Here is a 23,966-nt window from a genome sequence, read left to right as displayed (position 1 = left end):
GCTTTGTTTCTAGCTCATTGCCGCCATTATAGCTTGTTAGGAGTTAAAATGAAGACGATAATGCTTTTATCGGCGTGAAAATCCCAGTTGACAAAAATGTCTTCCACCTGGGCCTCCAGATAAATCTCAAACTGCTCCTTGCTTTTTGTCAGCAACGCTTTTTCCAGCCTGCGCTTCGCCAAGGTGAGCTGCTCCTCAAACCCGAGCTCAATCAGCTCCTTCTCGATCTCGACGAGAATGCCGTGGCGGATGATGACAAGCGTGCGCGGATTGAGTAAATAGGAAGCCACTTGATCGGGGAGCTTTTCCGCCTTTTTCGTAATATGTCCTACTTCCTCATTGACGAGTTCGCTATTCGGATATGTATAAACGCTCCTATCAGCATCTTGATGCGAAATCCCGCAGAGCAGACCCGAGTATTGCTCCAGCGTCCAATCATAGTAAAGCTCATCAACGACGACTCCCGTGCTTTCTTCAATAATTGCAGCGATCTCGGGAAGGAGACGATCCATCATTTTGTCTCTCGTCTGTTGGATCGTCAGAAGATCGTTTTGCTCAAGCAACACTTGTTCCATCGGGGCAATGAAGCGCCGGAGAAAAATCGTCACAAACGGCTCGGATATACTGACGAATACGCCTTCTGGTCCTTTCCCGAAGTGATCGCGCAGCACCTTCCCGATTCTGCTTGCGATTTCAACCTGCTTTTTCTTTGTCTCCAAGTGATCATTCCTTTTTAGAATGCGGCTTTTTTTATCCTCATTCCTTTTCTTGTATTCTATTATAGCGTAAATAATGGTACAATCCCATATTATTCCGTTTGTTTTTTGTTTTTTCGTCAATCATAACGGAAAGTCGGCAAACAAATGGGAATGATTCACAGGCTTACGATTCAGGAAAAAGGGTATAAAACGTAGGATGTTAGGTAAAGGGAGTGTACGTCATTTTATGATCACATTTAAAAATGTAACAAAGGCCTATCCGGATGGAACCGTCGCGGTGAAGCAGCTCAATATGACGATTGAGGCGGGGGAATGCTTTGTCTTGATCGGCCCTTCAGGCTGTGGAAAAACGACGACAATGAAAATGGTGAACCGCTTAATCGAGCCAAGTGAAGGGAGTGTCTCGATTCAGCAGAAAAACATCGCCGATGTGAACATCGATCATCTGCGCTGGAACATCGGGTATGTGCTGCAGCAAATTGCGTTATTTCCAACGATGACCGTTGCCGAAAACATTGCTGTTGTACCTGAGCTGAAAAAATGGTCGAAGCGGGCGATTGACGAACGAATCGATCAGTTGCTGACGCTGATCGGACTTGCTCCGGCTCAATTTCGTCACCGCTATCCGCGGGAATTGTCCGGCGGCCAGCAGCAGCGCGTCGGCGTCGCCAGAGCGCTGGCGGCTGATCCGGATATATTGCTGATGGACGAGCCGTTTAGCGCGTTGGATCCAATCAGCCGCGAGCAGCTGCAGGATGACATTAAGCGGCTCCAACAGTCAATTCGAAAAACGATATTGTTCGTGACACACGACATGGAGGAAGCGCTGAAGCTCGGGGATCGCCTCTGTATTATGAAGGATGGCAACGTGGTGCAGGTCGGCACGCCGGCCCAGCTGCAGAAGGAGCCGGCAAATGACTTCGTCGCAGAATTTATCGGCAACCGCCAAGCACCGGTGACGCTGCGTCAGCTGATGACTCCTCTGGAGGAGAGGATCGCAAAAGACTTAAGCACAATTTCAATTGATGCGCCGCTGCATGAAGTGTATGAACGTCTGGCCGGTGAACCGGAGCTGTATGTCATAGAAGGGGCGGACGTGGTCGGTCGAATTACATATAAAGACTTTGCCTACCATCTCGCCAAAGGAGGTGCCTGATGGAAGCGATCCAGCGGTTACAGGACTTGTTTGTTATGCGGCAGGAGTTGCTATGGTCGTCCTTATGGCAGCATATGCAATTATCACTTCTGTCCCTTTTATGCGCTGTTTTCATCGCCGTCCCCTTAGGGATTGTCCTCTCCCGTTATCCGCGTTATGCAGAATGGGTCATCGGCGTGACAGCCGTCCTGCAGACGATTCCAAGCCTGGCGCTCCTCGGCTTTATGATTCTGCTCGTCGGGATCGGGCCAACGCCGGCGATTATCGCCCTGACGATTTATGCTTTGTTGCCGATTCTCCGCAACACGTATACCGGCATAAATGAAGTCGATCCGGCGATCCGTGAAGCGGCGACAGGGATGGGAATGAATTGGCGTCACCGCTTGCTGAAGGTCGAGCTGCCACTGGCGATGCCGACGGTGATGGCCGGTATCCGCACTTCAATGGTGCTGATTGTCGGTACGGCGACGCTGGCGGCGTTAATCGGGGCCGGCGGTCTAGGTGATTTGATTATGATCGGCATCCAGCGGGCGAACAATGAGTACATCCTGCTCGGCGCAATTCCGGCAGCGCTGCTCGCCTTAGGGTTCGACCTTGTATTGCGTATCACGGAAAAGCGGACGAAAGGAGCCTCGTATAAGCCGATCATTGGTCTGCTTACATGTGCAGTGGCGTTGATCGTCGTTCCGCTGTTGTTTACGGAGGAGAGTGGAACGGATATCGTCATCGGTGGAAAACTTCAGGCAGAGCCGGCGATCGTCGCCAATCTATACAAGCTGTTAATTGAGGAAGAAACGGACTTGAATGTCGCTGTTCAGTCGGGGCTTGGTGGCACCGATATCGTCTTTAACGCGTTGAAAGTTGGTGACATTGATCTTTATCTTGAATTCTCCGGCACCATTTTAAGCGGCATTCTTCAAAAGACGGAATTCAGCTATGATCCACGCACCGCCTACGAGGAAGCACGCGATGAGATTTATGAGGCGGACGGGCTCGTCTTTCTTGAACCGATGGCGTATCAGAATACATATGCGATCGCTGTAACGAAGGAATTTGCTGAAGAAACTGGTGTGCAGACGATTTCAGAGCTTGAGCCGTATCGCGATCAGCTCGTCGCCGGCTTTACTTTTGAATTCATTGATCGACAGGACGGCTACGCTGGTTTTTCCGAGGTGTACGGCTTTGAATTTGCCGATGTTCAGACGATGGATGCCGCCTTGCGCGCCAGAGCACTCGTTTCCGGGGAGGTGCAGCTGATTGATGCCTATTCGACCGATCCGGAGCTCGTTGAATATGAATTGCATGTGCTGGAGGATGACCGCCAGCTGTTTCCTCCTTACCAGGGAGGGGCGCTTGTGCGCGAGGATACGCTGTTGCGCTATCCGGAAATAGAAGCTCCGCTTGAACGTCTGGCTGGAGCGGTGACGGAGGAGGAGATCCGGCAGTTGAATTATGCAGTCGACTATGAGGATGCTGACCCGGAAGCTGTCGCACGTGATTTTTTACAGGAAAAGGGATATATTAAATAAAAGCATGATTTTCCACCGTCGTAGCAGGAATGTCAGAGGCTGATGGAGAACAGTGTAGGATAGAAGAAGATGACGAAGGAGCTGGAAAGATGAGCATTCAAAATCCAAGTGATCAGGAAATCAAGGAAATTTTAGCGACAAACAAACGAATTGCGGTTGTCGGCTTATCGGATAAGCCGGAGCGGACTTCCTATATGGTATCAGAAGCGATGCAAAAAGCCGGCTATGACATTATTCCGGTTAACCCAACAGCAGATGAAATATTAGGGGTCAAGGCTGTGTCTTCCTTGAAAGACATCGACGGGGAGATTGACATCGTTAATGTGTTTCGCCGCAGTGAATACTTGCCTGAAGTGGCCAAAGAAACGGCCGAGGTCGGTGCGAAGGTGTTTTGGGCTCAGCTTGGGCTTGAGAGCCAGGAAGCCTTTGACATTCTTCAGGAGCATGGTATTATCAGTGTCATGAATCGCTGTATTAAGGTTGAGCATGCGAAGTGGAAATAACCGAAAATGCTCTCGAAAGATCTGTCTCTGATCTTTTCGAGAGTTTTTTTAAGCTGAGAAAGGATTACATTTTCGGACTGGTTCGAGGAAGAGCATCGGCTTGGCATGTGACCCAAATGGCTGAAAGACCCCTGTTTGCAGCCAACCTCTACCGATGTAACGGCTCTGCATGCCGCTTCCAAGAAAAGCCGCTATGCGGTTTTTTTAAGTGGAACGTGCGATTGGCGGTTGCGAATATTGAAATAATCGCTACAATAGTAAAAGCAAGGTAGAACGAATGACAAATAGAAACGTTTGTTCTGTTGTGCTACAATGAACAGTAGCACGATGAAAGGAGTAGCAGCATTGGCTAAAAAACAATACAACGACTATAACGATGATGCAATACAGGTACTCGAGGGATTGGAAGCGGTCAGAAAGCGTCCGGGTATGTATATTGGCAGTACGGATGCCCGCGGCCTCCACCACCTTGTTTATGAAATCGTGGACAATTCCGTTGATGAGGCACTAGCCGGCTACGGATCATACATAAATGTGACGATACATCCAGATAATAGTGTTTCTGTTAGTGACGAAGGACGCGGGATGCCAACCGGGATGCACAAGTCAGGAAAGCCGACTCCCGAAGTGATTTTAACCGTGCTCCATGCCGGCGGAAAATTCGGCCAAGGCGGCTATGCGACGAGCGGCGGGCTTCATGGTGTCGGCGCTTCGGTCGTCAATGCGTTATCAGAGTGGCTCGTCGTCGAGATTAAGCGCGACGGCTTTGTCTATACACAACGCTTTGAGAACGGGGGCAAGGCGGTTACCTCTCTTGAGAAAAAAGGAAAAACACGAAAATCAGGGACGACGATTCATTTCAAGCCTGATCCGACGATTTTCACGACGACGACTTACAATAAGGAGACGTTGACCGAGCGCTTACGGGAAGCAGCCTTCCTGTTAAAGGGATTAAAAATCGAATTAATTGATCTGCGCGGGGAACGGTCAGAGGAAACCTTTTATTTCGAAAACGGCATTGAAGCCTTCGTTGACTATTTAAATGAAGAAAAAGAAACATTGAGTCCGGTCGTCTTTTTTTCCGGAGAGCAAAACGAGATTGAGATCGAAATTGCCTTTCAGTTCAATGACGGCTATACGGAGAATGTTCTCTCCTTTGTCAACAATGTGCGGACGAAGGACGGCGGGACGCATGAGCTCGGCGCCAAGGCTGGGATGACGCGCGCCTTCAATGAATACGCGCGAAAGGTAAAGCTGTTAAAGGAAAAGGATAAAAATCTCGACGGCTCCGATATCCGCGAAGGCTTTACCGCGATAATCTCTGTCAGGGTCCCGGAAGCGAAGCTGCAGTTTGAAGGCCAGACAAAAGGCAAGCTCGGCACGCCAGAAGCACGTTCGGCGGTTGACAGCCTTGTCTCTGAGAAGCTTTCTTATTTCTTTGAAGAAAATCCGGAAATTAGCACGATGCTGATCAAGAAAGCGATTAAAGCGGCGCAGGCCCGCGAAGCAGCACGCAGGGCGCGTGAGGATGCACGCAACGGCAAAAAAAGTAAGCGCAAGGACGTGCTCTTAAGCGGAAAGCTGACACCGGCCCAATCGAAAAATCCGCAGCGTAATGAGCTGTATCTTGTCGAAGGGGATTCCGCCGGCGGATCAGCCAAGCAGGGACGCGACCGTAAATTCCAGGCCGTTCTGCCATTGCGCGGAAAAGTCATCAACACGGAAAAAGCGAAGCTTGATGATATTATGAAAAACGAGGAAATCCGGACGATCATTCATACGATCGGTGCTGGAGTCGGCGCTGATTTTTCACTGGAAGATGTCAACTATGATAAAATCGTCATCATGACCGATGCCGACACGGACGGCGCGCATATTCAGGTGCTGCTGCTGACGTTTTTTTACCGCTATATGCGACCGCTGTTTGAGGCCGGGAAGATTTACATCGCCCTGCCGCCGCTCTATAAGGTCAGCAAAGGCGCCGGCAAAAAGGAAGTTGTGGAGTACGCCTGGGATGAACGAGAGCTGGCCAAGGTGATAAACCAGGTCGGACGCGGCTATACGCTTCAGCGCTACAAGGGGCTTGGTGAAATGAATGCCGTTCAGCTGTGGGAAACGACGATGGACCCGGAAACGCGTACATTGATCCGCGTCAAGCTTGAGGACGCAGCGCGCGCAGAAAAGCGTGTCACGACTTTGATGGGTGATAAAGTTGAACCACGGCGGAAATGGATAGAATCTCATGTCGCCTTCGGTCTTGATGAGGAATCGAATATATTAGAGAATGAAAATCTTGCGATAGTTGAGGAGGAGTAAGCTTGGCACAAACAGAGCGTTACTTAGATCTTCCTTTTGAAGAAGTCATTGGCGACCGTTTTGGCCGCTACAGTAAATATATTATCCAGGAACGAGCCCTGCCGGATGCACGCGACGGACTTAAGCCGGTGCAGCGCCGAATTTTATATGCGATGCATAAGGACGGAAACACGGCGGATAAGCCTTTCCGTAAATCGGCCAAAACCGTCGGGAACGTGATCGGGAATTATCATCCGCACGGCGATTCCTCGGTTTATGAAGCGATGATCCGGATGAGTCAGGATTGGAAGGTGCGCAACCTGCTTGTTGACATGCACGGAAATAACGGCTCCGTCGACGGTGATCCGCCGGCGGCGATGCGTTACACGGAAGCGCGTTTATCTGCGATCGCCTCTGAACTGCTGCGTGATATTGACCGTGATACAGTCGAATTCATTCCGAACTTTGATGACTCAGAAGAGGAGCCGGTCGTTCTTCCGGCCATGTTTCCGAACCTGCTCGTCAACGGCTCGACAGGGATCTCTGCCGGTTATGCGACCGATATTCCGCCCCACCATTTAGGTGAGGTCATCGATGGCGTCATTATGCAGATGGAGCGGCCGTCAACGACGCTTGACGATTTGCTGACGGTGATAAAAGGGCCTGATTTTCCGACCGGCGGTATTGTCCAGGGCATTGACGGCATCCGCCAGGCGTACCAGACAGGAAAAGGCAAGGTGATCGTCCGCGCGAAAACGGAAGTTGAGGAAGTACGGGGCGGGCGCTCACAGATTGTCATTACAGAAATTCCATTTGAAGTCGTAAAAGCGAACCTTGTGAAGAAAATGGACGAGCTTCGTTTCGATAAAAAAGTCGACGGGATTGCCGAGGTTCGGGATGAGACCGATCGTACCGGCTTGCGTATCGTTGTCGAATTAAAGAAAGAAGCCGATGCCGAAGCGATTTTACATTATTTATATAAAAATACCGATCTGCAAGTGACCTATAACTTTAATATGGTCGCGATTCACAATAAAGCGCCGAAGCTGATGGGGCTGCAAGCACTAATTCAAGCCTATATTGATCATCAAAAGCTCGTGTTTACGAGACGGGCTCATTATGACTTGAAAAAAGCTCAGGACCGCCAGCATATCGTGCACGGGCTGATTAAGGCGATTTCGATTCTTGATGAAGTGATCGCCACGATCCGGGCCTCAGCCGACAAGAAGGATGCTAAACATAATTTAATTGAACAGTTTGCTTTTACGGAAGAGCAGGCCGAGGCGATCGTCACCTTGCAGCTTTACCGGTTGACGAATACAGACATTACGACTCTCGAGGAAGAAGCGGCGGAGCTTGAACGTCGCATTCATGAGCTTGAAGCGATTTTGGCGAGCGAGAAGAAGCTGATTTCCGTTATCAAAAAAAGCCTGCTGGCGATTAAGAAAAAATACGCCGATTCACGGCGCACTGTCATTAAGGAAGAGGTCGAGGAGCTTAAAATCAATATGGAAGTGCTCATTGCCTCTGAGGACGTCGTCGTGACCGTGACGAAGGAGGGCTATGTAAAGCGGACGAGCATCCGTTCGTATACGGCATCTAGTGGAGAAGCTCCGGGTATGAAGGAAGGCGACTATCTGCTTGGCCGCTATGACATGAACACGACGGATACGCTGCTGCTCTTTACGAAGCTTGGAAACTATCTCTATGTTCCGGTTCATCAGCTGCCGGATATTCGATGGAAGGATAACGCCCAGCATGTCGCCAATCTTGTTTCCGGCATCGAGCGCGACGATGAAATCATTGAGGCGATCCCGATCCAGCAGTTTACAGAAGAACAATCGCTCCTCTTTATTACGAAAGACGGCATGGCGAAGCGCTCGCAGCTCTCGCTCTATCAGGCGCAGCGATTCTCTAAGCCGCTGATGGCTCTGAAGCTGAAGGCTAACGATGAAGTCGTCGCCGTTCACAAAACAGATGGTCACCAGGAACTCTTTTTAGCAACAAAGTTTGGCTACGGACTATGGTTCCGCGAAGAAGAAGTGAACCTTGTCGGTCAGCGTGCCGCCGGGGTAAAGGCGATTAATTTAAAAGACGGTGACCAGCTTGTCGACGCCTCTACCTTTACTCTCGATGATAAAGTGGAATTGCTCGTCGTCACCCACCGTGGCGCCGTGAAGAAAATGGCGATTACGGAATTCGACAAGTCCTCACGCGCGAAACGTGGTCTCGTGATGCTGCGTGAGTTAAAATCCAATCCGCACCGCGTTATTGCGTGCCGTCGGGTTGTCCAGTCAGATGAGCGTTACACTGTCCTCACGAGCAAAGGAACAACGGTGGACATTCAGCCGAAAGACTACCGTAACAGTGACCGCTACAACAACGGTTCCTTCGTGATTGATCAGGCAACGGACGGAGAAGTCGTGGACGTATGGCGCCATGTGCAGGCTGGAACGGAGTAAACCGATATTTTTCATTCTCAGGCAGGCGCTTCCATCTAAAGTGGAGCGCCTGCCTTTATGCAGGTAACACATAATATAATTATGTAAACTATATAGTGAGAAATAACGTTATAACTACGGGAAAGAAGGAGGGCTTAGATGAACTTACGGTTTAATCTACTAATTAAAGTCATGACAGTCATCATTTCATCACTCGCCTATAGTGTTTATCTGTCATGGATCAGCTATACACCGCCGGATGAAAGGGCTGCCGAGGTATTGTACCATTCATTTATGACTTTATTTGCGTTTCTCTTTCCCCCTGCCTTTTTTCTGTTTTTTATTTTCGGAGCCATTCTCTCATCCTGGGTCGATCATAGATTGTCCTATTATACGAAATGGGCAGGAATGAAGAAGGCTATGATCGTCATCACAGCATATGCAGGGATAGGGCTGGTCGGCGGTCTCGCGCTTTCTTTGCTATCACAAGCTGTCTTTCTTTCATTGACGATTCCAGGTGCGCTGCTTTTTCTAGTAGTACAAACCCTTCTCCAGTACAGCTTTTCCGCATTATCATTATCGCAGTCAGCCAGGCGAAACTAAAAAGGATCTGCCCCTTTGGCTGCCTGCTTTATTTTTCATTCAATACAAGTAAAATATTGGTTTATTAATTCAGAAAATTCTGTAATAATGAGAAGTGATCGTAAAGACTAATAGAAATGGGGAATGAGAGTGAGGTTTTCAATTGCAGTGTTACCAGGTGATGGCATCGGGAAAGAAATAATGGAGGCGGGCGTCAGCGTCTTAAAGGCCGCTGAAGAAATCGTTTCTGGCTTTGAGCTTGATTTTGCTCACTTTGACGCAGGAGCCGAGCACCATAAACGGACCGGCACCGCTTTACCGGAAGCAACCTTTGAGGCGTGCCGGTCAAGTGATGCGATCTATTTAGGAGCAATCGGACTACCTGATGTCCGGGAATTCCCCGGAGGGCCGGAAGTCAGCGGACAGGTGATGTTTAAGCTTCGCTTTGATTTAGATTTATTCGCGGGAGTTCGTCCGATCAAATTATATAAAGGAATTGACAGCCCGCTGCGTGATATGGAGAACATTGACTTTGTTGTGCTGCGGGAAAACATCGAAGGTTTGTTCGCTTCCTACGGAGGTGGCACGCTCGTTTCAGATGAAGTCGCCACAGATACGATGGTGATCACAAGAAAAGGGACCGAAAAAATTGTTGATATGGGCTTTCAGCTTGCTTTAAAACGCGGCGGTCGCCTTTTAGACCAGAAGCGGGTCGTCACATGTACGGATAAAAGCAACGTCTTTCGTTCGATGGCCTTTTTCAATAAAGTCTTTCATGATGTCGCCGATCGTTACGAGGGGCAGGTGGAGAGGGACCACGTTTTAATTGATGCGATGACGTTGTTAATGGTGCAGCAGCCGCAAAATTATGATATTATCGTAACCGAAAATCAGTTCGGTGATATTATTTCTGATTTAGCAGCAGCATTAGTAGGCGGGATGGGGATGGCGCCATCAGGAGATATCGGTCATAACCACGCGATGTTTCAACCAGCTCACGGCTCTGCGCCAACGATTGCCGGCAAAGGAATCGCCAATCCGCTGGCAACAATTTTATCAGGAAGCATGATGCTCGATTGGCTGAGTGATCAGCATAGCTGCCCGGAAGCGAAAAAAGCCGGCGAATTGATTGAGCAAGCGGTTGCCAGAACAGTCAAACGCGGTGTAAAAACGGTCGATATTGGTGGAACAAGCACAACGGCAGAAGTGGCCGAGAACATTATTGCCCAAATGAAAGCACATGCCCAGCTACTATAAAGGGAAACAAAGCCTTCACCCGACGAGCAAAAAGGGTGGAGGCTTTGTTTGAGGCTTTTTTAAACTTGATCAAAAAGGCACTTTATTAACAAAGAAAAAATAAGGTATAATGTTGTTTTCTGTTGGCATTTAGTAACAGATAAATATATTATGTAAACTAAAGAAACATCGAGGTGGAAAGATGAAGGGAACAACGCATATAATCGGCGGCCTGGCAGCCGCTGTCATCACAACACAAGGATTTGACATTTCAGTACAACAGCCGATGATCTTTTACAGCTCAGCACTAATCGGCGCCATCATACCGGATATTTGCCATCCGAAATCGATGCTCGGAAGACGGATACCGATCATTTCAAAAAGCATTCACCGCGTTTTTGGCCATCGTGCGATCACACACAGCTTGCTTTTTGTCATCGGTTTGGCCTGGCTGTTAAATCAATTGTCATTTGGCTTTGCAGCAGATCTTCAAGCCGGCATTCTGGCAGGAGTGATCAGTCATATCATTCTTGATGCGATGACGCCGCGCGGAGTGAAATTGCTGTATCCATTGCAAACGAGCTTTCAATTGCCATTACATAACCACACAGGATCTAAGCTAGGCGAAACGATAATTGGCGTAAGTTTACTTTTTCTTACAGTCGCATTGCTCGCTGTTTAACATTTTCTGTCTCAAAAACATAAGTTAACTTCGTGATTGAGACAGAAAATAAGAAATCGTAATTGATTCCGATAATATATATTATGTAAACTAAAAAATGATTTTATTTTTCGTCTTCCTTCTTCTCTACATAAGCAACTGTTACTTTAACCAGTATCACCTAACATACGTTGTAAATGAAGAGATTTTTTATTAAATAGCACTTCCATATCGATAAGCAATAAACCATCATCAATAATAAGTTTTTTCATTATCGCCTAACGCCTACCTATTTTTTCTTAAGGTTAAGCCGCCGTTAGTGAAACAAAAGCTGAAAGACAATTAATAAAAATATGGGTCCAAATACGATAAACATTCTTACTTTTCCACTAACCTGCGCGTAAGTTTCATATCTAAAGAAGCGAACAGGAGACATTCCCATCATAAGAAGCACTCTTGGGTGTGCCCGATATAGTTACGCGTACACCCAAGAAGCCACCAATCATTTTTTATCGATTTTACGATTCATTAAAACGCGTAACGTTTCCTCAATCCCTTGCCTATAAGGGGTGGCCGGTATCGGGCCGATACGATTTTCGTATTTTTCTCCGCTTAATACAAATCCTTCTTTTGTAAGGTACATAATTTCAACGACTTCTCTCATAAATGAACTAAACAACCCCATAAAACGAACGGTAGTTTTAGTCAATGGAATGACCATTTTACGGTTACTCGTTACCTCACGAGCGATCTCGATGATTTCTTTGCCCGAAATCAGCCCAGCTCCGGGTATATTCCAGTTCTCTCCGTATGCATCATCTTTCTCCGCTATATTCACAATCATTTTGCCTGCATCCGGTAAATAGACATATTCCCTCGGAGTTTTCAGGTTGCCAAAAAAGATCGATACTTTTTTATTTGCCATCCCTTCTAATGTTGGCTGCATGTATGAGCCTTGGGAGGTTGCTCCGTAATAATCCGGAAGTCTCACAATTAAAGCTTTAGCGTTTTGCCATTTGTTACTGAATATTAACTTCTCGTAATCTACCCTTAGCTTTCCCTTTTTCGTATGGGGGTGTTTAGGATGACTTTCATTCCCTTTCGCAATTTGGTATCCATACACGTAAATTCCATCAACAACGACGATTTTAGCTCCTAAACTATCGGCAGCTTTCATCGCACTTTCTCCAAACAAAAGAAGTTTCTCTTCCATTTCCTGATACGCCACACCAGAACAGAGAAATAGTATTTCTGCCCCTTCTGCTGCGGCTACAATTTGTTGATAATCAAATATATCTCCAACTTTGTAGGACAATCTCTGATCATACTGATGCTTTTTCATTAATTCCTTTAATTTTGTCTCAGTGCGTGCAAAAGCAACAACTTGGATGTCTTTTGCTAATAGTTCAGTTATGATGACTTGCCCCGTCGCTCCAGTTGCCCCTAAAACAATCGCTTTTTTCATTTTACTAACTCCTTTATTAGTGATTGATCAATAATTAACCGGCGTATGAATGTTCCTGGATTTAATGATTCTAAGAATTGAGCTAAAGCAAGAAATACAAGAGCAAGCCATCGTTTCGGGCTGCGCTCATTTGATTTGGTATGAGGGTGAACACCAGTATTCATTCTTTCACACTCCTTTTTTATTGATTGATTGGATTACGTTTACCTGAATGGTTCAACAAGCAAAGGGTAAAGCCATTAAGAACTGTTCATTGATTGTCCTCCTTCTTATTCATCTTCTCTGCATTATCATCAGTTAAAATTTTATTGATTAATCAATAACAAATATGCAGAAAATAAACTACAGCAGTCTTTTTAAATTTTTCAACGATTATCTATCGGTTAGTTCTTTGGCATATCGCCAAAGAACTCAGGAAGATCTAAGAAATAAGAAATATTACAGAGCATGCCCATTGCAATTGAGAATGTAGCGTTTCTTTCTGCTTCGTCTATTCCTGCTTGCTTGAATTTTTCCAAAAAGATATTCCTCATACGAACCAATCCTGATTTTACTACTTTTTGAATGGCTTCTTCTGTGATTGAAATCGCGATTACTTGCAACGCCACTTCATTAGGATTAGATACCATTAATTCTTCATAGGCTTTAACCATCTCTTTACCCACTTCTTCGTGAGCGGCTTCAACATTGTGAAATGTGTTAAGAATTCTCTCAAAAGCTCTTTCCAAAGCTGCAATAAATAAATCTTCCTTTGTTTTAAAAAAACGAAATACGTAGGGCTGGGAAATGCCTGCTTTTTCTGCGATATGTGCAGTCGTTGTATTGTAATACCCTCGATTCGCAAACACTTCTAAACCAGCTTCAAGGATTTCTTCTTTACGGCTTTCCCACTTCGGTTTAACCATGATATAAACTCTCCTGTACTTTAATTTAACGGAAAAAATGTTATTGATCAATTACTAATGTAACTGACCTTTCCAATAATTTCAACCCCTTTTTCTACAGAATATATTTTTGGGCTAATGGTAGGCCGGATAAATAAGCCGCTCGATCCCATTTCCTCAAATTCCTCAGTTCCGCAATTTGAATGGAATTGCCATTCTCTTTGTCTGATTTCCCTGTTTACGAAACCGAGGCTAATCTCTTGCGCCTTCGATTCGTCTTAGTTTCTCGGTATCCCGAGCTGGCGATGTACCGAAGAAGCGGGAGTACTCTCGGTTAAACTGTGAAGGACTCTGGTAACCAACTTCATATGCGGCACTGGCTACTGCATAGCCTTCAAATGCAATGAGGTTTCTAGCCTCCAGTAGCCGTAATTGCTTTTGAAATTGAATCGGACTTAAACCCGTTGCCTGTTTAAAATGACGGTGAAACGTATTGATAGCCATACCGGATTTTGATGCCATCTCGCCGATGGATATTGGCTTCTTATAATTATCGCGAAGCCATTGAACAGTCTGAGAAATCTTGGAGAAATTGCTTTCCCGCAAGCCAAGCTGCCTCAAATACCATCCTTGGGGGCCCATCAGAACACGATAAAGGATTTCTCGTTCATAGGCTGGCGCAAGAGCCGGAATATCTCTTGGTGTTTTCGATAATCGCAATAACCGAAGCCAAGCCTCCATCAATTCAATGTCTATTTCACAAGCGGCGAACCGTTCAGAAGCAATTGGCACTAAATCTTCAGGAAGATCTCTTAATAAGCTCTGAAGAACATGCTGATTCAACTCAAGACCGAGAGCCATATATGGACGGCCATCACGGTCTTGATGTACACTTCCCGTTGCAGGAACATGTAGCGGAAGCACATGATAGGAAGGGCCTTCCAAGGCAGTGCTGCGATTCCCAATTGAAAGAATCTTTGTTCCTTGAACCGTAAAACCAATCATCGGCTTGTAAAGCGCTGCGAGTTGATGTGCGGGAATGTCTCCCTTAATCATGCTCAGCCCCGGCACTCCAGTTTCGAGTGGTCGAGTGCCTGCTCTTTTCATTAGATCGATAATTTCATTTTTAACGTTATTCATACGCAAATTCTATCACACGCCTTTCTATTCCTCAATAAAGCGCTGAAACAATTCGGCATTTTTAAACTCTCCTAATAGGGTAGACCGGATGATCTGGACGTATCATCGGTGTTTTTAGGCAATAAAAAGGCAGGATTGAATCTATCTGGCATCAGTAGAAACGACTAAAATGGAAGCTAGGTCGACAACAAAAAAGGAGGATAATTATGAAAATCGCAATCGTAACCGGAGGAAGTAACGGCATTGGAAAAGCAACCGCGCTTGAGCTTGGTAAACGTGGAGTCGGCGTCATTCTCACATACCACTCCTATCAGGACAGAGCGGAAGCTGTCGTTAAGGAAATTGAGAAGAACAAAGAAGTTCGGGCAGTAGCACTAAAACTGGATCTGTCCCACCTATCGTCATTCGAAGGGTTCGTTCTGGAAGTTCAAAAGAGCCTCCAGGAAATTTGGAACAGAACGACTTTTGATTATTTAGTCAATAACGGTGGTGTTGGTGGTCCAATGTTGTTCGCTGATATGAGCGAAGAGTATTTCGACAAGATTCTTAATACAAACTTCAAAGGACCTGTTTTCTTAACTCAGCATCTAGTCCGGTTCATGGATGATGCCGGGGCCATCGTAAATACGACAAGCACAGCCAAGAACCAATCCTTTCCCGGCTACTCCGCATATGGCTCATTAAAAGCAGCATTCTCTTCGTGGACCCGGTACATCGCCAAAGAGCTTGCGCCACGCAAAATTCGGGTTAACGCCGTTTCTCCTGGCCCTACGCACAGCAATTTCGGCGATGGAGCATTCGATAAACATCCGGAATTCATCCAGCCTCTGGCAGAACAGTCTGCATTCGGCAGAATCGGCAAACCCGAAGATCTGGCCAAGGTCATTGTAAACCTATTGTCCGATGATTTCGGCTGGGTTACAGCCCAGGACATTGAAGCATCAGGCGGACATTTGCTCTAAAAATATATTGTACGCCATGCTAAGGATGGCCAAAACGGACGGCAATGCCATATCTTCTCAGACCTGCTAACAAGCAGGTCTCTTCTTCTCAAATAATTCAGTTTGATTAGGTAATACCACCCACTATTACAAAGCAAATAGCATGCGGACAATGGTTTGAAAGCCGACTGTCTCCAGACAGAATTTTGTATTATTCTCAGGAGCAAAAATTCGCACAGCATATCCGCCATTTTCTTGCTTCCCCGATAAAATAAAATATACTAACTTTCAAAAAGTTATCCTTTATTAAATGCTATGATATAAAGCAAAGCGTAAATAAGGAGGATGACAGTGAAAAAAGTCTTCTCGTTTTATTTGACAGTGATCGTGTTTCTTTCAGCATGCAGCACGCAACAGCAAGAAGCGAATGTCATCATTTTAGAAAACCATCTCTCACCTGTGGATGTGCAGCTTATAGGACATGACAGCTTGTACGCTCAAAAAATTTTAGATCGGGAGGCTTTGGCTATTTTTCTTCCTCAAAGCCTTACTGATGTTGACAAAAACAATTGGGAAGATCAAGGGTTTATATATGTGGAAACACTAGAATCTTCTACTTGTCCTAAAAACATTAAAGAAGTGTCTTTTGCGGAAGAAGCCGCACTCATTGATTTGCAACTTGAGGCGCAAAGGGATCATTGCACGGATGACGCCGTCACCAAACTCTTTCTTATCCAAATGAATAGCGACCTTATAAAAAAAGCTGAACAGATTAAATTAGGCGATACTTTAGCCTCCTTTCAAGAAGGAAAAACAGAATGAAATAGAAATTGACTGGAATAATTCTCTTTTTTACGTTGATCTAATTGGATGCTGTGACTACTTGTCCTCTTGTTTCAAATTTTTAAGCTGGAGTGATCGTATGTATCGAAATTTTCTTTATCCAATTTCCCTTACATTATTTGTCTTTTTATTAGGCTGGTTATTAGAATGGAGAAATCGAATGCCCTTAAGCTTTGATGACCCTGAACAAAACTTAATGGTTATTACCTCCTGTTTCGTTCATATATTTTTTGGGATTTCTTTGGGATCCTTCCTTCTGATCCGGGAAAAAGAAAAAAATGGTACGTGGCGCTTTCATTTCTTGCAGTTCGTACTAGGTGGAGTCATTCCGTTTACCATCACCATTACGGTAACTCTACTGATTAGCTTTGGAACCATTAGATATACTAATATTAATAGCGGATTAATAGAACAATTTATGCTCATTTTTCTTGGTTTTTATTTAATGGTATGCATGAAGAAAGATTAATTTTTCTTATTAAGATAAGGGCGAATGGAGGATAATGGCTGAAATACGTTTCCTATCGTTTCCTATTCATGCCTAATCAACCGCAGAAACCAAAATTGACTGGCAGGAATCCGGTTCAACACCGGCTTTCCACCAGCCAAGTAACTGTTCGCTTTTATGAGGAGTGAATGTCCATTTCTTCAAGCTGACTTGCTTCAAAGCGATCGAGCATGTCGCGGACTTCCTCTGTTGACTCTGTGTTCATGAGCTGATTTCGTAAGCCGCTTGCGCCGCGAAATCCTTTGACATAGATCTTAAAAAAGCGATGAAGAGCTTTAAACGGCCGCAGGCCCAAATCTGCGTATTGATCATGGAGGTCGAGATGCAAGCGCAAAAGATCAAGCAATTCCTTGCTGCTATGCTCTTTCGGCTCCGTTTCAAAGGCAAATGGATTGGCGAAAATGCCGCGGCCAATCATAACCCCGTCAATATCATATTGGCGGGCGAGCTTCAACCCGGTTTGACGATCCGGAATATCGCCATTGATCGTCAAGAGCGTATTGGGTGCTATCTGATCGCGGAGCTTCTTAATCTCGGGAATCAGCTCCCAATGAGCATCCGCTTTGCTCATTTCCGCTCTTGTCCGCAGATGAATGGAAAGATTGACAATATCCTGTTTCAAAATATGCGTCAGCCAATCGCGCCACTCGTCTACATCGGTGTACCCAAGTCGGGTTTTGACACTTACGGGCAATCCCCCTGCTTTGGCAGCCTGGATTAATTCTGCTGCCACTTCCGGCCGGCGAATAAGGCCGCTTCCCTTTCCATGCTGGGTGACATTAGGCACGGGACATCCCATGTTAATATCAAGCCCCTTGAACCCAAGCTCTGCCATCCCAATGCTCATTTCGCGAAAGCTTTCAGGCTTATCTCCCCATATATGAGCGACAATCGGCTGTTCATCCTCAGTATACGTCAAACGCCCGCGCACGCTTTGTTTTCCCTCTGGATGACAATAGCTATCACTGTTTGTGAACTCCGTAAAAAACACATCAGGTCTGGCCGCTGCGCTCACAACATGACGAAACACAACATCCGTCACTTCTTCCATTGGTGCCAGTATAAAAAAAGGTCGTGGTAAATCACGCCAAAAATTATCGTTCATCCTAAACTTCCATTCCTCTCATGATGGGATGAACAGTAAACCCCTTATCCCAAAATTAAAGGCAAACCACCCTTGCCTCTTTACACTTATACCATGCTTACACACGTTTGATCAAACGGATCGCAATGGATTATGGCTGCATAAATTTCTTTTTGTAGAATTCACGCAGTTCCAGGGCATTATCTGGCCATTCTATTGCGCGACCATCGATTAATTGGCCGAGGACATCGAGGCATCTGTGCCATCCGGCGGCCGTATATAACGCCATTTCGCGATCATCAAACGTATGCCTGAACGTCAAGGTCGATCCTTGCTCCGTGGCATCGATCTGGATCTCCAGCAAATCATCGATTTCTTGAAAAGAAATGGCATGGGGAGGATGGAATTCGGTAATCACAGCCTCATAAAGTGACCCTTCCCCATCATCGAATGTTATCTTTCCACCAATGGTAAGATCCATCTCTCCAGTTGCGAAGGGGTACCATTGGGTAAAATAATCAGGCTCTGTGATAAAACGAAATACCTTTTCAGGGCTAAATGAATAGTTGCGCTGAAAAACCAAAACAGGTCTTCCCTCTTTCTCCTCAAGATTGCCGTACGTACTCATGAATGCTGCCTCCTCGTCTAGTAGCTTCCTCTTTCGTGGATATCCATATTCTTGCACATTCTTATCTGTCATTCAACTTCTCTCCACCTGTCATTGAGCCTCTTAAGCTGAAGCCCGAATAGTAGACATGTTTAGCACAAGCGAACCTATTCGGGCCTTTATTTTCATAAACGACAATTCGGAATTATCAGACATTTGGAATAGGTAGAAGGATTGGAGCGGCCTTCCTTTTCCTTCTTTTCACCATACGTAATGGTTTTCTCGGTAGGAAAGCCCCGTCGTTTAAACGACTATCTACCCTTGTGAGTATGTGAGCATTTGATTATGATTTGAGTATAAAAAGCAGGTATATTACGGGAAAGGAGGTTGATCCTGTGAGAAAGAAAATGATCGTAACTGTTCTGATCCTCGTGCTCTCGCTTGCTCTTTTCGCTTCCAGTGCTTCAGCTAACTACACGTATTGGTTCAATGACGGCAGCAGTTCCTGGAACCAATTGTACTATACAGATGGAAGTGGTGCTTATGGCTTGCCTTACTATATGGGTGGCACTGGCACGATCTATGACTTCAGCTCCACGCATGAAATTTTCTACCTTCCGTACTAACCAATCAGAATGAATCGGGCCAAAAATTTCAATGAGGTGAAAATGATGAGAAAAAAACTGATGTTGCTTGTTGGAGCGGCGATTCTTAGTTTGACCTTGTTTGCCTCCAGCGCTTCCGCAAGTGGTTTCAGCTATTGGTGGAATGACGGCTCCTCCTGCTGCTCGCAGCTGTATTACTCACCAGGAAATGGCCAGTCGGATATCCCAACGGGTCTGTATATGGATTCCAACGGGGGCATTTATTACTACGCTTTATAATAAGCATCTTGAGGCATGAGAAGCCTGCCGTTAACGTTCGGTTACTGACCGTGAGTTGACGGCAGGCTTTTTATCTACAGAAAGTGTATAAGAAAATAGCATGGAAATGATCGATATACAGGATAAAACCAACAAGACGGTTTGGATGCCGTAGCTGTCAGCGATTCTGCCTAATACTGGCGCGAAAATTCCCCCTGCACTTACTGCAACCCCAAGCGTAATTCCTGAAGCCAGACCAAGCCTGTTTGGCAAATATTTTTGCCCTAAGACGACCATTGAACTGTAGGGCATAAAAATAAAGATCCCCGCTAATAGGATGAATCCTCCTGCTAGAAGTGGTGAATCGGTTGCCGACAGGAGAAACAGGATGGGCACTAATAGGGCAAAGCTTATTCGAATAAGTTTAACAAGTCCGTATGTATCAGCTATTCTTCCGCCCATTATCGTTCCCAGCGCGCCGAACAATAAAAACAGACTCAATAAGACATTGCCTGAACTGCCCGATTGAAGGAAAACAGAAACCCAAAGAAGTGGAATAAACGTGTTTAAGCCATAAAACACGATCGAACGAACACAAAGAACAATGCTTAAAAGGGAAAATGGCTTCCACTGATCGATTTTGATTTCATCAGGACGCGTACGTTCCTTCTTTTCCATACCATCGTTTTTCGTAACAGGTTTGTTTAGCGGTCTCATCGTAATCAAGCCCATGCTAATAGCAGGGATGATTAATGTAAGAAGCCCTTGGAGCCCCCATAGAAGAACAGAGACAGTGACAACAATGGGGCCAAGCGCAAAGCCCATTGTGCCTCCCAATGAAAAAACACTCATGCTTGTGGCTTTCTGTTCACCTGATGTCATGTGGACGGTCTTTGCTGCTTCGGGATGGAAGATGGCGATGCCAAGCCCGCTCATCATAACCGAAATAAAAATAAGCCAATAATTCGATAAAAAACCGATAGCCGCTAAGCCCCCGCCGCTGAGCAGCAATCCCAGTGGAACCATCCAGCCTTTAGATGCCTTGTCGGAGTATAGCCCTATTAAAGGTTGAAAGATAGAAGATATGATATTTGCCGCCAAGATTAAGCCGGCGGCCGCCGTGTAACTAAACCCGTAATTCAAAATTAAAAAAGGTAATATGGCCGGAAGAGCTCCTTGATTCATGTCGCAAAACAAATGACCCGCTGCCATCGTATACGTTTTTGAATTTACATGCCTGTACATGCTACCCTCCCTTTTTGAATGGGATGAAGCTGCTTTGATTCGTTTCATATAAATAGATACAAAACATATCGAGAAATGCCCTCACCTCCACTATATCCTTTATTATCAATAAAAGGAAAGGCTTTCAGAAGCTTAAAGAGGAAATTTGCAGGTACATAAAATTCAGAGCCACTCAAAATGATCGGGGAAGCGTTTAACTACTTGATCATCACTTGCTCCTGCAACAAAAAATCCTTTTTGACTGGAAACACACTATCGGAAAGAGTCAAAGCGAACTTCATACGGTCGGTTCATCTGAAGCTTCTCCCGGTTCTTTTATCTATTTTCTTCGGGACGGGGTCCACCCCACCTGGATGAAAGGGATGGCATTTCAGTAAGCGCTTTGTAAGCAGCCAACCGCCTTTTAGAAAGCCAAATCTTTGAAAAGCTTCTATTCCGTAGTGTGAGCATGTCGGATAAAATCTGCAAGTTGGTGGGAACAGCGGCGATATCGCCTTTTGATACGGACGGATCAATAGAATAGCCAGCTTTTTCATTACTCTTTCTCCTCCATAAGAAATCTTGCGATATCCTTTGCAAAGTATGTCACAATAAGGTCAGCACCGGCCCGCTTCATTGAAATCATGCTTTCTAATACAGTGCTTCTTTCGTCTATCCAACCATTTTGCGCGGCAGCCTTTATTTGGGCATACTCCCCGCTTACTTGATAAGAGATGAGCGGAATATGGAACGAATTGCGCATATCTCTGATAATATCCAAATATGGAAATCCCGGCTTAATAATTAAAAAATCTGCCCCCTCTTCAACATCTGACTGTGCTTCGCGAAAAGCCTCTAAACGATTGGCCGGATCCATCTGATACGTGCGCCGATCACCAAAAGCTGGTGAATTATCCGCTGCATCATGAAAAGGTCCATAATAACTTGAAGCATACTTCACTCCATACGACATGATAGGAACATTCTCGTAACCATGCTCATCCAACGCATGACGGATATACGCGACAAACCCATCCATCATACTTGACGGTGCTAAAATATCAGCCCCGGCCTCAGCTTGTGACAAGGCCACTTTTGCATGAATGTTTAATGACTTATCGTTATCGATTCTGCCGTTAACCGGTATACCACAATGTCCATCTGTTTGGTAGTGGCAAATGCATGTATCCGTAATAACCACCAATTCAGGATATAAAGCTTTTATTTGTCGAATAGCTCGTTGGACAATTCCATCTTTTGTATACGCTGAAGTTGCGAGGTCATCTTTCCAGCTTGGAATGCCAAAAAGAAGGAGTGCTTTCAATCCCAGTTGTTTTAACTCCCTCACTTCCTGTTCTAATAAATCGATTGTCAGCTGGTACACACCAGGCATCGAAGGTACTTCTGTTCTCAAGCTGACCCCCTCTTGTACAAAAAGAGGAAAAATTAAATCCGCCGTACTAAGCCTGGTCTCCTGCACTAAATTTCTCAGAAATGTCGATGAACGTAATCTGCGATGACGTTTAAATGAAAGAATTTGATTCAATAATGTTGCACCACTTTCCTTTATGAGTTATTGTTAAATCGTAATGATTACTATTTTCAAATTAAATTATAGCTAAATATGTTGAGGAGCGCAATGTTCGTACTCGAAAAAGGAAGGGAGAAATAAATCAAATCTCGTGATCCTCGATCAAAATAAAGGAGAGAACGTAGTTGTCCAAGTCTACTATGAAGCATTACGACGAAATTGCAACTAACTATCTAAACAAAGTGTCTTCTCGCTCAGGCAGCCTTTTGCTGTTAGGCCCTGTTCCTCTTCCTCTTGATGTAAACGGTAAAACCGTTTCGTTCAACTGGTACACATGGATTCATCAGACAGAGGAATGTAAGGAATTATCAGTTCAGGAATCAATAAAAGTAGTACAAGGAAATTCAATGGCGGATAAGCAGGTATCATCCGTGTTGGTTTATGGAGATTTTGAAAACGCGGAGCAGGCTTTTGTTCGTTTTCATAGTATTTGCCACACAGGAGATGTCTTCGGAAGTCAAAAATGTGATTGCGGGGAACAATTTAGAGAAGCGAAGCAGATGATTGTGGAGCATGGCTGTGGGGCGATTTTTTATATCGCCAATCAAGAAGGCAGAGGAATCGGATTATTTCATAAGGCAATGGCCTATTTATTGCAACAGCAGGGTATGGATACCGTTGAAGCAAATCTAGCACTCGGATTTGATGACGATTTACGAACATATGAGGAACCGGCGGCTATTTTAAAGTTTTTACGGAAGCGTCCGATCGATTTAATGACGAACAATCCGCATAAATTAGAAAAGCTTCAGCAGGCCGGAATTCGGATAAACAAGCGGATCCCAGCTTGGTGTTCGCTTACGCCAGACAACGAACGATATATTCAAACGAAAATTAAGCGCTCGGGCCACCTTCAAAGTGAAACGAATCCAGACTTTACTTATAGCAACATGAGTAAATAAGGATATAAGAAAATGGAAAAACAGACGGAATTAGCTTTGGCAAAGCTGAAAGCAAATGGAATACGAATAACTCCACAAAGGCTGGCGATCTATCGTAACTTACTAAAAAAAGAGCATCCGACTGCGAACGAATTGTATCAATCAGTGAAAGTTGATTTTCCGAGTGTCAGCTATGCAACAGTTTATAACACGCTTCGATCTTTAAAAAAGAAAGGAATAATAAAAGAGCTGAATTTCGGTGAAACGATACATTATGATGCCGTGACAGATCACCATTATCATGTTATTTGCACGACATGCGGGAAGGTCGTTGACTTACATTATCCCTACTTAGAAGAAATTGACCAGTATGCAGCGAAAAGAACAAAGTATAAAATCACCCATCACCATTTGGTGTTTTATGGAATTTGTAAAACGTGTCAACTAGCATCCCCTGTATATGGAACTAGCCAGCGTATGTAGCAATATGAAAAGGAGGAAAAAATAATGAGCAACCAATGGGATGAGCGTTTTTCTAAGCAAGAGTATGTGTATGGAACTGAGCCTAACGCCTTCGTTCAAGCTGTTTTACCTGACCTCCCTTCTTCTTGTGAAGTGTTGTCTCTTGCTGAGGGAGAAGGTCGGAACGCTGTTTATGCAGCACAATTAGGTCATCGTGTCACAGCATGGGATTATTCGACTGTGGGGTTTGACAAGATGCACCAGTTAGCTGATTCCAGAAATGTAAAAGTAAAAACTGAGTTGGTTGATTTAACTCAAGAAATCGACTATAAGAAACAGTAATGGGACGTC

Annotated in this window: 26 protein-coding genes; 16 read left to right on the top strand and 10 right to left on the bottom strand. The window is 45.2% G+C overall.

Going from position 1 to position 23,966, the window contains the following annotated elements; genetic code table 11:
• Positions 1-26 precede the first annotated feature (26 nt).
• Positions 27-719, bottom strand: a complete 693-nt coding sequence (locus tag M3202_RS05165; RefSeq protein ID WP_251222286.1) for a Na-translocating system protein MpsC family protein — start codon at positions 717-719, stop codon at positions 27-29.
• 226 nt (positions 720-945) lie between these two features.
• Here M3202_RS05165 and M3202_RS05160 point away from each other — a divergent pair, with 226 nt between their 5' ends.
• From M3202_RS05160 to M3202_RS05125, 8 genes are all read left to right on the top strand, one after another.
• On the top strand, positions 946-1,875 hold the full coding sequence (locus M3202_RS05160) for an ABC transporter ATP-binding protein (protein WP_251222285.1): 930 nt from the start codon (positions 946-948) through the stop codon (positions 1,873-1,875).
• Entirely contained in the window at positions 1,875-3,404 is a 1,530-nt protein-coding gene (locus M3202_RS05155) for an ABC transporter permease/substrate-binding protein (protein WP_251222284.1), read from the top strand. Before M3202_RS05160 ends, M3202_RS05155 begins: the two co-directional genes overlap by 1 nt.
• 89 nt (positions 3,405-3,493) lie before the next feature.
• A complete protein-coding gene (locus M3202_RS05150; protein ID WP_251222283.1) occupies positions 3,494-3,907 on the top strand; it encodes a CoA-binding protein in 414 nt (137 codons plus the stop codon).
• Positions 3,908-4,234: 327 nt separating this feature from the next.
• Positions 4,235-6,223 carry a DNA topoisomerase IV subunit B gene (gene parE / locus M3202_RS05145; RefSeq protein ID WP_251222282.1) on the top strand — a complete coding sequence of 663 codons (1,989 nt, stop codon included), beginning with the start codon at positions 4,235-4,237 and terminating at the stop codon, positions 6,221-6,223.
• A 2-nt stretch (positions 6,224-6,225) separates the two neighbouring features.
• Entirely contained in the window at positions 6,226-8,664 is a 2,439-nt protein-coding gene (parC, locus tag M3202_RS05140) for a DNA topoisomerase IV subunit A (RefSeq protein ID WP_251222281.1), read from the top strand.
• Positions 8,665-8,802: 138 nt separating this feature from the next.
• Positions 8,803-9,246 carry a hypothetical protein gene (locus M3202_RS05135; RefSeq protein ID WP_251222280.1) on the top strand — a complete coding sequence of 148 codons (444 nt, stop codon included), beginning with the start codon at positions 8,803-8,805 and terminating at the stop codon, positions 9,244-9,246.
• A gap of 129 nt (positions 9,247-9,375) precedes the next feature.
• Positions 9,376-10,482 carry an isocitrate/isopropylmalate dehydrogenase family protein gene (locus tag M3202_RS05130; protein WP_251222279.1) on the top strand — a complete coding sequence of 369 codons (1,107 nt, stop codon included), beginning with the start codon at positions 9,376-9,378 and terminating at the stop codon, positions 10,480-10,482.
• A 181-nt stretch (positions 10,483-10,663) separates the two neighbouring features.
• Complete coding sequence (locus tag M3202_RS05125) at positions 10,664-11,143, top strand: metal-dependent hydrolase (protein WP_251222278.1); 480 nt, start codon at positions 10,664-10,666, stop codon at positions 11,141-11,143.
• 481 nt (positions 11,144-11,624) lie between these two features.
• Here the strand turns inward: M3202_RS05125 and M3202_RS05120 are convergent, their stop codons facing one another.
• From M3202_RS05120 to M3202_RS05105, 4 genes are all read right to left on the bottom strand, one after another.
• Positions 11,625-12,587 (bottom strand): NAD(P)H-binding protein, encoded by a 963-nt coding sequence (locus M3202_RS05120; RefSeq protein ID WP_251222277.1) that lies wholly within the window; start codon positions 12,585-12,587, stop codon positions 11,625-11,627.
• A complete protein-coding gene (locus M3202_RS05115) occupies positions 12,584-12,751 on the bottom strand; it encodes a hypothetical protein (RefSeq protein WP_251222276.1) in 168 nt (55 codons plus the stop codon). The genes M3202_RS05120 and M3202_RS05115 overlap by 4 nt, the downstream gene beginning before the upstream one ends.
• Before the next feature lie 219 nt (positions 12,752-12,970).
• On the bottom strand, positions 12,971-13,492 hold the full coding sequence (locus M3202_RS05110) for a TetR/AcrR family transcriptional regulator (protein ID WP_251222275.1): 522 nt from the start codon (positions 13,490-13,492) through the stop codon (positions 12,971-12,973).
• 231 nt (positions 13,493-13,723) lie between these two features.
• A complete protein-coding gene (locus M3202_RS05105) occupies positions 13,724-14,611 on the bottom strand; it encodes an AraC family transcriptional regulator (protein WP_251222274.1) in 888 nt (295 codons plus the stop codon).
• 206 nt (positions 14,612-14,817) lie between these two features.
• Here M3202_RS05105 and M3202_RS05100 point away from each other — a divergent pair, with 206 nt between their 5' ends.
• The 3 genes from M3202_RS05100 to M3202_RS05090 all read left to right on the top strand — a co-directional run bounded on the left by M3202_RS05100 (position 14,818) and on the right by M3202_RS05090 (position 16,864).
• Complete coding sequence (locus M3202_RS05100) at positions 14,818-15,573, top strand: SDR family NAD(P)-dependent oxidoreductase (RefSeq protein WP_251222273.1); 756 nt, start codon at positions 14,818-14,820, stop codon at positions 15,571-15,573.
• A 330-nt stretch (positions 15,574-15,903) separates the two neighbouring features.
• Positions 15,904-16,374: a hypothetical protein gene (locus tag M3202_RS05095; protein ID WP_251222272.1), complete on the top strand. Its 471-nt coding sequence runs from the start codon at positions 15,904-15,906 to the stop codon at positions 16,372-16,374.
• A gap of 100 nt (positions 16,375-16,474) precedes the next feature.
• Positions 16,475-16,864, top strand: a complete 390-nt coding sequence (locus M3202_RS05090) for a hypothetical protein (RefSeq protein WP_251222271.1) — start codon at positions 16,475-16,477, stop codon at positions 16,862-16,864.
• Between the two features lie 154 nt (positions 16,865-17,018).
• Here M3202_RS05090 and M3202_RS05085 read toward each other — a convergent pair whose 3' ends face one another.
• Positions 17,019-18,008, bottom strand: a complete 990-nt coding sequence (locus tag M3202_RS05085) for a tRNA dihydrouridine synthase (protein ID WP_251222270.1) — start codon at positions 18,006-18,008, stop codon at positions 17,019-17,021.
• A gap of 130 nt (positions 18,009-18,138) precedes the next feature.
• Positions 18,139-18,615 (bottom strand): SRPBCC family protein, encoded by a 477-nt coding sequence (locus M3202_RS05080; protein WP_251222269.1) that lies wholly within the window; start codon positions 18,613-18,615, stop codon positions 18,139-18,141.
• Positions 18,616-18,989: 374 nt separating this feature from the next.
• Between M3202_RS05080 and M3202_RS05075 the strand changes: the two genes are divergently transcribed.
• On the top strand, positions 18,990-19,220 hold the full coding sequence (locus M3202_RS05075) for a hypothetical protein (protein ID WP_251222268.1): 231 nt from the start codon (positions 18,990-18,992) through the stop codon (positions 19,218-19,220).
• Between the two features lie 45 nt (positions 19,221-19,265).
• On the top strand, positions 19,266-19,478 hold the full coding sequence (locus M3202_RS05070; protein WP_251222267.1) for a hypothetical protein: 213 nt from the start codon (positions 19,266-19,268) through the stop codon (positions 19,476-19,478).
• 30 nt (positions 19,479-19,508) lie between these two features.
• On the opposite strand, the gene M3202_RS05065 is transcribed toward M3202_RS05070, so the two are convergent.
• The 3 genes from M3202_RS05065 to hemB all read right to left on the bottom strand — a co-directional run bounded on the left by M3202_RS05065 (position 19,509) and on the right by hemB (position 22,227).
• Positions 19,509-20,702 carry an MFS transporter gene (locus M3202_RS05065; protein ID WP_251222266.1) on the bottom strand — a complete coding sequence of 398 codons (1,194 nt, stop codon included), beginning with the start codon at positions 20,700-20,702 and terminating at the stop codon, positions 19,509-19,511.
• Positions 20,703-20,992: 290 nt separating this feature from the next.
• Positions 20,993-21,238 (bottom strand): membrane protein insertion efficiency factor YidD, encoded by a 246-nt coding sequence (gene yidD, locus M3202_RS05060; protein WP_251222265.1) that lies wholly within the window; start codon positions 21,236-21,238, stop codon positions 20,993-20,995.
• The gene (gene hemB, locus M3202_RS05055) at positions 21,238-22,227 is read right to left on the bottom strand and encodes a porphobilinogen synthase (protein ID WP_251222264.1); all 990 of its coding nucleotides are present in this window, start codon (positions 22,225-22,227) and stop codon (positions 21,238-21,240) included. Before hemB ends, yidD begins: the two co-directional genes overlap by 1 nt.
• 170 nt (positions 22,228-22,397) lie before the next feature.
• Here hemB and M3202_RS05050 point away from each other — a divergent pair, with 170 nt between their 5' ends.
• From M3202_RS05050 to M3202_RS22540, 3 genes are read left to right on the top strand one after another with little or no spacing between them, the layout of a single operon-like run.
• The gene (locus M3202_RS05050; RefSeq protein WP_251222263.1) at positions 22,398-23,174 is read left to right on the top strand and encodes a GTP cyclohydrolase II; all 777 of its coding nucleotides are present in this window, start codon (positions 22,398-22,400) and stop codon (positions 23,172-23,174) included.
• A gap of 12 nt (positions 23,175-23,186) precedes the next feature.
• Positions 23,187-23,636, top strand: a complete 450-nt coding sequence (locus M3202_RS05045) for a Fur family transcriptional regulator (RefSeq protein WP_251222262.1) — start codon at positions 23,187-23,189, stop codon at positions 23,634-23,636.
• A 24-nt stretch (positions 23,637-23,660) separates the two neighbouring features.
• On the top strand, positions 23,661-23,957 hold the full coding sequence (locus tag M3202_RS22540; protein WP_349775602.1) for a hypothetical protein: 297 nt from the start codon (positions 23,661-23,663) through the stop codon (positions 23,955-23,957).
• The last annotated feature ends 9 nt before the right edge of the window (positions 23,958-23,966 follow it).

Origin of the sequence: Halalkalibacter oceani (assembly GCF_023715605.1) — a bacterium.
In the GTDB taxonomy this organism is placed as follows: domain Bacteria; phylum Bacillota; class Bacilli; order Bacillales; family Bacillaceae_D; genus Halalkalibacter; species Halalkalibacter oceani.
Note: the sequence above shows the minus strand (reverse complement) of the source record. Positions and strands in the feature narration are given on the sequence as shown.